Genomic DNA, 12,917 nt, shown 5'->3' on the forward strand with positions numbered 1-12,917 from the left:
AAGGCTAGCGCAAGACATCAGCCCGCGTCGCGCGCAATTTCGCGCCAGCCGATGTCGCGGCGGCAGAAACCGCTCGGGAAGACGATCTGGTCGACCGCATGATAGGCGGCGGCTTGCGCTTCGGCGACGGTAGCGCCGAGCGCCGTCACCGCGAGCACGCGCCCGCCCGAGGCGACGAGCTGCCCGCTGTCGAGCCGCGTTCCGGCCTGGAAGACGAGGGCGCCGGTTTCCTCGGCTTCGGCAATGTCGTCGATCGGCCCGCCGGTCACAGGGGTGCCGGGATAGCCCGTGGCGGCGAGCACGACGGTGAGGGCGGTCTGCTCGACCCACTTTGCCGGACCGCGCTCGCCGAGCGTGCCGTTCGCCACCGCGAGCAGGATTTCGAGCAAATCCTCGTCGAGCCGCGCCATCAGCACCTGGCATTCGGGGTCGCCGAAGCGCGCGTTGTATTCGATAAGCTTGGGGCCGTCCGCGGTCAGCATCAGCCCGGCATAGAGCACGCCCGAAAACGGCGTCCCCGCGGCGGCCAGGGCTGCGACGGTCGGCTTGACGATCTCTTCGATCGCGCGGGCCTCGAGTTCGGGCGTCAGCACGCGCGCCGGGCTGTACGCGCCCATCCCGCCGGTGTTGGGGCCGATATCGCCTTCGCCGACGCGCTTGTGGTCCTGCGCGGAGCCGAAGCTGAGAATGTCCTTGCCGTCGGTCAGCACGAACAGGCTGGCTTCCTCGCCCTCGAGGAATTCCTCGATCACGGCTTCGCCGCCGCGCGCTCCGAACAGATCGGCGAGCGCGCCTTCGGCTTCCTCGCGCGTCATCGCGACGGTCACGCCTTTGCCCGCCGCGAGGCCATCGGCCTTGACCACGACGGGGACGCCGAAACGATCGAGCGCATGGCGCGCTTCGGCGCGACTGGTGGCGTGGACATAGCCCGCGGTCGGAATGCCGGCGCTATCGCACAACGCCTTGGTGAACGCCTTCGAGCCTTCGAGCTGCGCCGCCGCCTTGTTCGGTCCGAACACCGCGACACCAGCAGCGCGGAGGCTATCGCCGAGACCATCGACCAGCGGCGCCTCGGGGCCGATCACCACCAGCTCGACCGCGTTCTCGGCGCAGAACGCCACCACCGCAGCATGATCGGTCAGCTCTAGCGATACGATCTGCGCATGCGCCGCAATGCCCGGATTGCCGGGTGCGGCGAACAGTGTACGCAGGCGCGGCGATTGCGCGAGCTTCCAGCCCAGCGCATGTTCGCGACCACCCGAGCCGATCAACAGGACATTCAATGGCGGACCCTTTTCTAGAGATTGCGCGGCGCGAGGGGATGGGCGCCGGATTGGGCGGCCTCGTAGCCGAGCCCGCTCCCGGCGACAACGCCGCGCCGATGAGTGTCGGGGAACTCGCCGGAAAGCTCAAGCGCGTCGTCGAGACCGAGTTCGGCTTCGTCCGCCTGCGCGGCGAGATCTCGGGCTACAAGCGCGTCGCGTCGGGGCACGCCTATCTCAGCCTCAAGGACGACAGCGCGGTCATCGACGGCGTGATCTGGAAGGGCAATGTCGCGCAACTCGGCTTCACCCCGCAAGACGGCGCCGAGGTGATCGCCACCGGCAAGATCACGACCTATCCCGGCCGCTCGAAATACCAGATCGTCATCGACCGGATGGAGCTGGCGGGCGAGGGCGCGCTGATGGCGCTGCTCGAGAAATTGAAGGTCAAGCTGGCGGGGGAGGGGCTGTTCGCATCCTCGGCCAAGAAGCCGTTGCCCTTCGTGCCCGCGCGGATCGGCGTCGTCACCTCGCCGACCGGCGCGGTGATCCGCGACATCCTCCACCGGCTCGAGGATCGCTGTCCGACGCATGTGCTCGTCTGGCCGGTCAAGGTGCAGGGCGCGGGGGCGGCGGAGGAGGTCGCACGTGCGATCGCCGGGTTCGATGCGATGTCGCCCGAGACGCGCCCCGACCTCGTCATCGTCGCGCGCGGCGGCGGGTCGATCGAGGATCTGTGGGCGTTCAACGAGGAAGTCGTCGTCCGCGCGATCGCCAAATGCAGCATCCCGCTGATCTCGGCGGTCGGCCACGAGACCGACACCACGCTCGCCGATTTCGCTGCCGACCTGCGCGCGCCGACGCCGACCGCCGCCGCCGAGATGGCGGTGCCGGTGCTTGCAGACCTCCGCCTGACGCTCGCCAGCTATGGTACCCGCACCGAGAAATGCGCGCGGCGCTACGCCGAGCGCGGGCGCGAGCGGCTCGATGCCTTGGTCCGCGTGCTGCCGCGCCGCGACGCGCTGCTCGGGCCGCAGCGGCAGAAGGCCGACGATCTCGGCGCGCGGCTCGATCGCGGGCTCGAGCGCCGTGTCGTCGTCGCGCGCGGGCAGCTCGATCGCTCGGCGGGCGCTTTACGGTTGTCGACGCTCGACCGCCAGCTCGAGCGTGGCCGCGACCGGCTGAGCGCGACGTGGCGGCTGGTCGAATCGCTCGGACCCAACGCGATCCTCGACCGCGGCTATGCCTTCGTCTCGGCCAGACCTTCCGGCGCCGTCGTCGGGTCGGCGAGCGCCGCGCGCAGCGCCGGCACCGTCACGCTCCACTTCCGCGACGGCGAGGTCGACGCCAAGGTTGAGCGCGGCGGCACCAAGGCATATGGTGCGCCACCGCCCGAACAACCCACTCTCCTCTAGAATGAGCCGCGCCATGTTGATGTCCAATACCGATCGTCCCGCGCGGCTGCACTTCATGGCTAACGGCTTTCGCGTGCTCGCACCGGGTGACCATGTCGTCTGTGCCGTGAGCGGCGCGCGGATCGCACTCGACGATCTGCGCTATTGGAGCGTCGCCAAGCAGGAGGCCTATGCGACCGCCGCGATCGCGACCGAAGCGATGACGCCCGCGTGAAGGCCCGGGGGGGCATTTCGACCATCCCGCGCCGCACCGTCGGCCTTGCCCTGATGATCATGCTGGGCAGCTGTACGACGCCCGAGCGCCCCGCCCCCCCGCGGTCCACCGTGCAACAGGTCACCGCGCCGCCGGTGCGCCGTCCCGCGACGCAACAGCCGCAGCGTGGACCATCGCCCGTCAGTTTCAGCTATTCGGGATCGATGATCCAGGGCGGCATCGTCATCGGCATCGCGCCGGCGGGCACCAGCCTGTTGCGTTTCAACGGGGCAACGCTCCCGATTGCGCCCGATGGCCGCTTTCTGATCGGCTTCGACCGCGACGCCGGCCCGAGCGCGAGCCTTGCCGCGACGCTCGACGACGGGCGCGTGGTACGCGACACGCTGACGATCGCGCCGCGCGCGTGGGACATTTCGCGCCTGGCGACGCTCCCCAAGCTCCCGCTGCCGCAGCCCGACTTTGATCGCCTGCGCCCCGCCGAGCTCGCGCAGATCAATGCCGCGCGCCGCATACAGACCGATTCGCAAGGCTGGCGGCAGACCTTCCTGTGGCCGACCACCGGGCGCATCTCGACGCTGTTCGGCTCGCAGCGGATCTACAAGAACGGTGAGGCCGGATCGTACCATTCGGGACTCGATGTCGCCAAGCCGCAGGGTTCGGTGATCCTCGCACCCGCCGATGGGGTGGTGATTCTGGCCGCGGATCACCCTTTCACGCTCGAGGGCAATCTGCTGATGATCGATCACGGCAACGGCCTCAACACCGCCTTCCTGCACCTTTCGCGGATCGACGTACGCGTCGGCGAGCGCGTCCGCCGCGGGCAACCCGTGGCGCTATCGGGGATGACGGGACGCGCCACCGGACCGCATCTGCATTGGAGCCTCAAGTGGCGCGAGGCCAAGATCGATCCCCTGCTGGCGGCGGGGCCGATGCCGCGTTCCGAATGATCGGGACGCGATGACGCTGCGAATGAACCGTCAAAGCGGTATCATTTGAAATAGTGTTGCATTGCAGCGACACTCGGAAAAGTTCCATCCTGGCCTCTTTACAATATTGCGAGGCCGTCACAGTCTCCAGGCATCGCGACGGGTCGGGGGGTCCGAGGCCGTCGCTAAACAACAGTGCCACTGGCACTTCTGGGGAATCTTACTTGATGCAGTCCTTGCAAGCCCGCGCTGTCGCGCGTCTTCGTTCCACCGCCGCTCCCTTCGCTTTGCTCGTTGCGCTTTCGGCCGGTCCGGCCTTTGCGCAGACCACCCCGGATCAGCCTGCCGCGCCCCTGCCAGCCGATTCGACGCCGACTCAGGCCGCCGATGAGGGCAAGGACATCGTCGTCACCGGCTCGATCTTCCGTCGCACCAATTCCGAGACGCCTTCGCCGGTCACCGTGCTGACCACCGAGACGCTCGCACGCGCGGGCATCACCAACATCAACGACGCGGTCCGCTCGATCTCGGCCGATGGCGCGGGCTCGATCTCGACCGGCTTCACCAACGGCTTCTCGGCCGGCGGCGCGGCGGTCTCGCTGCGCGGCCTCGGCGTTTCGTCGACGCTGGTGCTGATCGACGGGCTGCGCTCGACCAACTTCCCGCTCAACGACGACGGCCACAACGCCTATGTCGACCTCAACTCGATCCCGTTCAGCGCGGTCGAGCGCGTCGAAGTGCTCAAGGACGGTGCATCGTCGAGCTATGGCGCCGACGCGATCGGCGGCGTCGTCAACATCATCATGAAGAAGCACTTCACCGGCGTCGCGGGCACGGTCGAGGGCGGCCTGACCGAGCGGGGCGACGGCGCGCGCTATCGCGCGAACCTCACGGCAGGCTATGGCGACTATGATGCCAAGGGCTGGAACTTCTACGTCAACGGCGAATATCAGAAGGACCAGGCGATCGGCGCGACGACGCGCGGTTTCCCGTACAACACCAACGATCTGAGCTCGATCGGCGGTCTTGACAATAACACCGGCGACAGCTCGCTGACGACCCAGTCGACCAACGCCGTCGTCCGTCGCGCGCCACAGACCGATCTCAATAATCCGTTCGCCGGCGGCGTCGCGTCGGGTACCTACACGTTGCTCGGCGGTACCGCACAGTGCACACGCGGCACCTTCACCGTCGCGGGCGCCGCAGGCGGCACCGGCTGCGCGCATGATTATGGCCAGGAATACGGCACGCGCTATAACGACATCCAGCCGGCGCAGGAGCGCTATAGCTTCACCGGCCGGTTGAGCGTCCGCCTCAGCGATGCGATCGAAGGCTATGCCACCGGCAGCTATTCGCACAGCCAGGTCACCATCGGCCGCCAGCCGAACGGCATCCGCCAGACGCAGCCTTATGGTGCCTCGCCGACCCAGTCGTCGAGCAACCCGGGCATCGTCCTGCCGGTGTATATCTGCGCGAGCGGCGTGAACTGCGTGACCGCGGCCGACCGCCGTCTCAACCCGAACAACCCGTATGCCGCCGCTGGCGCGCTTGATCCGGCCAACAACGCGGCGCGCATCTATTACGCGTTCGGCGACATCCCCTCCTATTCGATCCGCAGCAACGAAGTGATCCGCGGCGCGGTCGGCTTCAACGGCGACATCGCCGGCGATTATCACTGGAAGGTCGATGCGGTCGGCGCGCGCGACAATTTCTCGCTCGCGAACTACGGCGTGCTCGACATTGCCGGGCTGAAGCAGGCGATCAACACCGGGGCGTACAACTTCGTCGACCCGTCGCAGAACACGCAGGCCGTCCGCAACACGATCGCACCGAGCTATACGACGCCGTCGCACACCTCGTTGATCTCGGTCGATGCCTCGGTCGCCAAGGATCTGTTCGCGCTGCCGGGTGGCAATCTGCAGGTCGCCGTCGGCGGCCAGTTCCGCCACGAAACAGAAGTCAACAACAGCAACAACCCCGGCCTGACCAAATACGCCAACACCTCGGCCGCCTTCGGTACGCATGACGTCTATGCCGGCTATTTCGAAGTCAACGCGCCGATCCTCGACACGCTCGAGGTCAACGGTTCGGGTCGCTACGATCATTATTCGGAAGGCTTCAGCCACTTCTCGCCCAAGATCGGCGCCAAGTGGACGCCGATCAAGCAGCTCGCGATCCGCGGTACCTATTCGAACGGGTTCCGTGCACCGACCTTCGCCGAGAACAACCCGGCGTCGAGCTATGCCGGCTTCGTGACGGTGACGCCGCCGGCAAGCTTCCAGCTGGCGCATGGTGGCCTTATCACCGGTGGCAACACGAACCCCTATGCCCAGGCCTACAGCCTCGGTTCGGGCGCGACCGGCAATCCCAACCTGAAGCCTGAGAAGTCGCGCAGCTTCACCGCCGGCATCGTCGCCGAGCCGATCCGCAACGTCAGCTTCACGGTCGACTATTACAACATCAAGAAGACCGACGTGATCGTGACGGGTCCGGATGCAGGCATCGCGCGTGCGAACTATTTCGCGGGCACCCCGCTGCCCGCGGGCTACACCGTCTCGGCGGTCGATGCGCCCGATCCGCTGTTCCCCAACGCACTGCCGCGCGTGCTGATCATCAACGTGCCGTTCGTCAACGCCGGTTCGATCAAGAGCTCGGGCCTCGACTTCGGCGCGAATGTGACCGTGCCGATCGCCGATGGCGTCAAGTTCAGCAGCCGGCTCGATTTCACCTATGTGATCCAGTACGACCTCGATCCGGGCAACGGCAGCAAGATCCAGAAGTATGCCGGTACGCTTGGACCTTACGAACTGTCCTCGGGCGCAGGCACGCCGCGCGCGCGCGGCAACTGGCAGAACACGCTCGACTTCGGTCGCTTCGCCCTGACCGCGACGACCTATTACGTGTCGCGGATCAAGGAAGTCGCGGCTGACGAAGGCGACGACATCTCGTGCGCCGGCGGCAACCTCTACGGCACCGGGCAGAAGTTCTGCTACATCCGCCGCTTCATCTATGCCGACGTCAACGCCGCCTTCAAGGTGAATGACGACTTCACGTTCAGCGTGTTCGTCGGCAACATCACCGGCGAGAAGGCACCGCTGGCACCGGCATCCTATTCGGGGGCGAACTATTTGCCGACCTGGCACATGGCCGGGATCGTCGGTCGCAGCTTCCGCGCCGGGGCGACCTTCAAGTTCTGATCTGACCCGAAATCTGCAAGGGGCGGTTTTCGCACGAAAATCGCCCCTTTTAGGGCCGGATCGGAATTATCTAGCGATTACAGGCTGTTGCCTTTCGGTGACAGTCCGTAACCAAACCGACTTACGCGACCGCAACTCGCCTTTACAGTGGTTCAGCGTCGCTTCATCCACTGCACATGTCTCGGGGGGCCGGGCACATGTTCGGTTACGAGACTTGCCATCTACGCCACATCGCGAGCAATCGCGGTGGGTGCGTCCTAGCAAGGATCCATGTGTGTTGACCCATTCTTCGTCTCTCGTCCGCAAGACCCGCTTGCTTACCGGCAGTGCGTCGGCAGTGATGCTGCTCGCGCTTGCGGTTCCGGCTTATGCGCAGGATCAGGCGCCAGCCGCGCCCGCGCCCGCGCCGGCGCCCGCCGCGCCCGAGCAGGCCGCGCCTGCTGCCACCGCCCCGGCCGCACAGGCGGCCCCTGCCGAGCAAGGCGGCCAGGACATCGTCGTCACGGGCTCGCTGTTCCGCCGCGCCAATACCGAGACGCCGTCGCCCGTCACCGTGCTGAGCGCGCAGACGCTGGCGCGCGCCGGCATCACCAACGTTTCGGACGCGATCCGCTCGATCTCGGCTGACAGCTCGGGCTCGATCCCGACCTCGTTCACCAACGGTTTCGGCGCCGGCTCGTCGGCGGTGTCGTTGCGCGGTCTGACCGTCAACTCGACGCTGACGGTGATCGATGGCCTGCGCACCGCGCAATACCCGCTCGCCGACGATGGCCAGCGTGCGTTCGTCGATCTCAACACGATCCCCGACGCGATCGTTGACCGCGTCGAGGTGCTCAAGGACGGCGCGTCGTCGACCTATGGCGCGGATGCGATCGGCGGCGTGGTCAACATCATCACGAAGAAGGAATTCACCGGGATCGCCGGCCTCGTCGAAGGCGGCGTGACGCAGCGCGGCGACGGCGGCGAGCAGCGCGCGCAGCTGACGCTCGGCACCGGGTCGCTGAAGGAGAAGGGCTTCAACGTCTATATCAGCGGCGAATACGAGCATGACGACGCGATCTATAATCGCGACCGTGGGTTCCCGTACAACACTGCCGACCTGACCTCGATCGGCGGCGACAACAACAACCCGGGTTCCACCGTCCCAGGCACGACGACGGTCGCGATCGTCGCACCGACGACTTCGTCGGACCCCAAGAACATCCTTTCGGGCAGCGGCATCACCACCGGCCCGTGGCAGTTCCTCAGCCCCAATGGCTGCGTCGGTCTGGTGCGCCAGGTTTCGAACGGTTCGGGCGTTTCGTGCGAACAGAATACCGCCGCTGATTACGGCCAGATCCAGCCGCAGCAGACGCGTTTTGGCGTCAATGCGCGCGGTACCGTCCAGATCAACGACAAGACGACCGCCTATCTCTCGGTCGGCTACAATCAGAACAACGTCGTCACGAGCGGCGTCCCGCGCGGCATCCGCTCGTCCAATCCGATCTTCGCGCAGAACATCGTGCTTCCCGCGTTGCTCAGCAACGGTCAGCTCAACCCGTACGATCCCTATGCAGCGCAGGGTCAGCCGGCGGCGATCCGCTATCTGTTCGGCGATGTCCCCTTCGGCTCGACCTATAACAGCCATGTCATTCGCGGCGCGGCCGGGGTCGCTGGCGAGTTCGGCGATGGCTGGCGCTATTCGGCAGACGTGACCGCGGTCCATTCATGGCTGGATATTTCGCAGCGCGGCTACATCAACGTTGCGGGCCTGACCGCTGCGGTCAACGACGGGACGTACAACTTCGCCAATCCGTCGGCCAACACTGCGGCGATCCGCGCGCAGATCTCGCCGGTGGTGACCGCGAGCCCGTCGAGCGATCTCGACATGGTGCAGGGCGTCATCTCGAAGGATCTGTTCCAGCTGCCAGGCGGCCCGCTTCAGGTCGGCGTCGGTGGCTCGATCCGCTACGAAGCCGTCAACAATCCGACCGAGAATCCCGGCAATGGCACGTTCGGCCTGAACGCAGTCACCGCGGTCGGCCATCACACCGTGTCGTCGGCCTATTTCGAAGTCGGCGCGCCGATCCTGAAGAGCCTCGAGGTCAACGTCTCGGGCCGCTTCGATCATTATCAGGAAGGCTATGACCGCTTCTCGCCGAAGGTCGGCGCGAAGTTCACGCCGTTCAAGCAGCTCGCGATCCGCGGGACCTATTCGAAGGGCTTCCGTGCACCGAGCTTCTCGGAAACCGCGGGTTCGGTCGTCGGCTTCACCTCGGCCAGGCTGCCATGCTCGGCACAGGTGACGCATGGCGCGGTCCTGTCGGCCGATGGCGCAACCTGCTCGGGTGGCAGCGCGTACAACCAGTCCTATTCGATCGGCTTCAACACTGCGGCGACGCCGACGATCAAGCCTGAACTGTCGCGCAGCTTCACCGGCGGCGCGATCTTCCAGCCGGTGCGCTGGCTGAGCTTCACGGTCGATTACTACAACATCAAGAAGACGCAGGTCATCACCGGCGGCCCGCTGTCGAACGTCGCGATCAACAACTATTATTCGGGTCAGGCGCTGCCGGCCGGCTATACGATCACGCAGGACGCGGTCGATCCGAACTTCCCGAATGCGATCCGGCGCGTGCTGTTCGTCAACGCGCCGTATGCCAACGCGGCGGCGCTCAAGACATCGGGTATCGATTTCGGTGCCGAGCTGCGGTTGCCGGTGGCCTCGGGTGTGCGCCTCATCAGCCGCGCCGACGTGACCGACATCCTCGAATACAAGTTCGATTCGGGCGATGGCACGGGCTTCCAGGATTATGTCGGCACGCAGGCGCCGTATGTCACTTCGTCGGGCGCAGGCACGCCGCGGTGGCGCGGAAGCTGGCAGAACACGGTCGAGGCGGGGCCATACTCGCTCACCGCGACGGCCTATTACACCTCGGGGTATAAGGCGGTCGCCTATGACCAGTTCGGCACGACCAATTGCAACGGCGGCAGCACCTATGGCGGCACCGACCCGAACTTCAACTGCCGGGTTAAGTCGTTCATCGACGTCGATCTCGTCGGCAATGTCGAGGTCAACAAGAAGTTCTCGTTCTACTTCAACGTGATCAATCTGCTCGACGCAAAGGCGCCGCTCAACGCGGGCAACTATGCGGCCACCAACTACAACCCGACCTACACCCAGATCGGTGCGGTCGGTCGCTCGATCCGGTTCGGCGCACGCTTCAAATACTGATCTGAAGCACGTTCTGATCGACCAGAAGGGGCGGCTCCTGCGAAGGAGCCGCCCTTTTCGTGTCACTCGACCGCGAGCTCGAGCTTGCCGTCGCCTTCGTCGACCCGCACCGTCGCGCCGTCCTTCACGCTGCCGCGCAGGATCAGATCGGCGAGCGGGTCCTGCAGATAGCGCTGCACCGCGCGCTTCAACGGCCGCGCGCCGTACACCGGGTCATAGCCGACCCGGCCCAACCACACGCGCGCGGCATCGGTGAGTTCGAGCGCGACCTTGCGCTCCGCCAGCAGCGTCGCGATCCGCTTGACCTGGATATCGACGATCGGCGCCATCTCCGCCTGGCCGAGCCGGTGGAACAGCACGATCTCGTCGAGCCGGTTGAGGAACTCGGGGCGGAAGTGGCCGCGGACGATCTCCATCACCTGCGGTTCGACGCTCGCGACATCCTCGCCTTCGCCCAAAGTCGTCAGCACCTGGCTGCCGAGGTTCGAGGTCAGCACGATGATCGTGTTGGTGAAGTCGACCGTGCGGCCCTGGCCATCGGTCAGCCTTCCGTCGTCGAGCACCTGCAGCAGGATGTTGAAGACATCGCCATGCGCCTTCTCGACCTCGTCGAACAGGACCACCTGATACGGTCGCCGACGAACCGCTTCGGTGAGCACGCCGCCCTCCTCATACCCGACATAGCCCGGAGGCGCGCCGATCAGCCGGGCGACCGCATGCTTTTCCATGAACTCGCTCATGTCGATGCGCACCATCGCGGTCGGATCGTCGAACAGGAATTCGGCGAGCGCCTTGGTCAGTTCGGTCTTGCCGACGCCCGTCGGCCCGAGGAAGAGGAACGAGCCGAGCGGCCGGTTCGGGTCCTGCAGGCCCGCACGCGCACGCCGGACCGCGGTCGATACGGCGCGGATCGCGTTCTGCTGGCCGATGACGCGCTTGCCGATCGTCGCTTCCATCTGGAGCAGCTTGTCGCGTTCACCCTCGAGCATCCGCTCGACCGGAATGCCGGTCCAGCGTGCGACGACGCCCGCGATGTCCTCGGCCGTGACTTCCTCGCGCAGCATCGCGCCCTTGGTCGCGCCCGCCGCGGCATCGAGCTGGCGCTGGAGGTCGGGAATGCGCCCGTAGGACAGCTCGCCCGCCTTGGCGAGATCGCCGGCCCTTTGCGCCTGTTCGAGCTCGAGCCGCGCGGCGTCGATCTGCTCCTTGAGCTTGGCCTCGGCCGAGATCTTGTCCTTCTCGCCTTGCCAGCGCGTCGTCAGTTCGCTCGATTGCTGCTCGAGATTGGCAAGTTCGCCGTCGAGCTTGACCAGCCGGTCGCGCGACGCCTCGTCGCTCTCGCGCTTCAACGCCTCGCGTTCGATCTTGAGCTGGATGATCCGCCGGTCGAGGATTTCGATCTCCTCGGGCTTGCTCTCCACCTCCATGCGGATGCGCGAGGCGGCCTCGTCCATCAAATCGATCGCCTTGTCGGGGAGGAAGCGGTCGGTGATGTAGCGGTTGGACAAGGTCGCCGCCGCGACGATCGCCGCATCGGTGATGCGGACGCCGTGGTGGAGCTCGTATTTCTCCTTCAGCCCGCGCAGGATCGAGATCGTGTCGGGCACGGTCGGCTCGCCGACGAACACCGGCTGGAAGCGGCGCTGGAGCGCTGCATCCTTCTCGACATATTTGCGATACTCATCGAGCGTGGTCGCGCCGACGCAGTGGAGCTCACCGCGTGCGAGCGCTGGCTTGAGCAGATTGCCCGCATCCATCGCGCCTTCGGATTTCCCCGCGCCGATCAGCTGGTGCATCTCGTCGATGAACAGGACGATGTCGCCCTCGGCGGCCTTCACCTCGTCGAGCACGCCCTTGAGGCGCTCCTCGAACTCGCCGCGATATTTCGCGCCGGCGATGAGCGAGCCCATGTCGAGCGACATCAGCTTGCGGTCCTTGAGCGTATCGGGAACGTCGCCATTGGCAATGCGCAGCGCGAGCCCCTCGGCGATCGCGGTCTTGCCGACGCCGGGTTCGCCAATCAGCACCGGATTGTTCTTGGTGCGACGCGCGAGGATCTGGATCGTGCGGCGGATTTCCTCGTCGCGGCCGATGACGGGATCGAGCTTGCCGTCGCGCGCCGCCTGGGTGAGGTCGCGCGCGAACTTCTTGAGCGCGTCGAACTTGTCCTCGGCGCCCGCGCTGTCGGCGACGCGGCCGTTGCGCACCTGCTCGATCGCTGCGTTGAGCGCCTCGGGCGTCACGCCCGCGGTTTTGAGCGCCTTGCCCGCTGCTGTGTTGAGCGACAGCGCGAGCGCGACAAGCAGCCGCTCGACCGTGACGAAGCTGTCGCCCGATTTGGTAGCGATCTGCTCCGCCTGGTCGAGCACGCGCACCGTGTCGTTATCGAGCCCGGGCGTCGCTTGCGCGCCGCTGCCCGACACGGCTGGGATCTTCGACAAGGCGAGATCGGTCTCGCTCACGGCGCGCTTCGGGTCGCCGCCTGCGGCGCTGATCAGCCCCGCCGCCATGCCCTGCTCGTCCTCGAGCAGCGCCTTCAGGATATGGTCTGGCGCGATCCGCTGATGGCTCATGCGGATCGCGACCGTCTGCGCCGATTGCAGAAAGCCCTTGGCGCGATCGGTGAATTTTTCGATGTTCATGACAACCCCTTGCCTGTGTGCCTGCGATATAGTGTTGCGAAAATACC

7 protein-coding genes are annotated in these 12,917 nt (G+C 66.1%); 5 read left to right on the forward strand and 2 right to left on the reverse strand.

From position 1 onward, the window contains the following. Nucleotides 1–17: 17 nt before the first annotated feature. On the reverse strand, nucleotides 18–1,283 hold the full coding sequence (gene purD, locus RH90_RS11030; protein ID WP_010185705.1) for a phosphoribosylamine--glycine ligase: 1,266 nt from the start codon (nucleotides 1,281–1,283) through the stop codon (nucleotides 18–20). Here purD and xseA point away from each other — a divergent pair. From xseA to RH90_RS11055, 5 genes are all read left to right on the forward strand, one after another. Next, nucleotides 1,283–2,677, forward strand: coding sequence for an exodeoxyribonuclease VII large subunit (gene xseA, locus RH90_RS11035; protein WP_081476930.1), 1,395 nt, complete (start codon nucleotides 1,283–1,285; stop codon nucleotides 2,675–2,677). The genes purD and xseA overlap by 1 nt on opposite strands. A gap of 13 nt (nucleotides 2,678–2,690) precedes the next feature. After that, a complete protein-coding gene (locus RH90_RS11040) occupies nucleotides 2,691–2,891 on the forward strand; it encodes a DUF2093 domain-containing protein (RefSeq protein ID WP_010185708.1) in 201 nt (66 codons plus the stop codon). Continuing rightward, a complete protein-coding gene (locus tag RH90_RS11045) occupies nucleotides 2,888–3,838 on the forward strand; it encodes a M23 family metallopeptidase (protein ID WP_010185709.1) in 951 nt (316 codons plus the stop codon). Before RH90_RS11040 ends, RH90_RS11045 begins: the two co-directional genes overlap by 4 nt. A 206-nt stretch (nucleotides 3,839–4,044) precedes the next feature. Then, nucleotides 4,045–7,014: a TonB-dependent receptor plug domain-containing protein gene (locus RH90_RS11050; RefSeq protein ID WP_010185710.1), complete on the forward strand. Its 2,970-nt coding sequence runs from the start codon at nucleotides 4,045–4,047 to the stop codon at nucleotides 7,012–7,014. 274 nt (nucleotides 7,015–7,288) lie between these two features. Further along, nucleotides 7,289–10,228: a TonB-dependent receptor domain-containing protein gene (locus RH90_RS11055; protein WP_232280344.1), complete on the forward strand. Its 2,940-nt coding sequence runs from the start codon at nucleotides 7,289–7,291 to the stop codon at nucleotides 10,226–10,228. A gap of 62 nt (nucleotides 10,229–10,290) precedes the next feature. Here the strand turns inward: RH90_RS11055 and clpB are convergent, their stop codons facing one another. Then, nucleotides 10,291–12,870 carry an ATP-dependent chaperone ClpB gene (gene clpB, locus RH90_RS11060; RefSeq protein WP_010185712.1) on the reverse strand — a complete coding sequence of 860 codons (2,580 nt, stop codon included), beginning with the start codon at nucleotides 12,868–12,870 and terminating at the stop codon, nucleotides 10,291–10,293. Nucleotides 12,871–12,917: the final 47 nt, after the last annotated feature.

The organism is Sphingomonas sp. PAMC 26605 (assembly GCF_000241485.1).
Taxonomy (GTDB): Bacteria; Pseudomonadota; Alphaproteobacteria; order Sphingomonadales; family Sphingomonadaceae; genus Sphingomonas.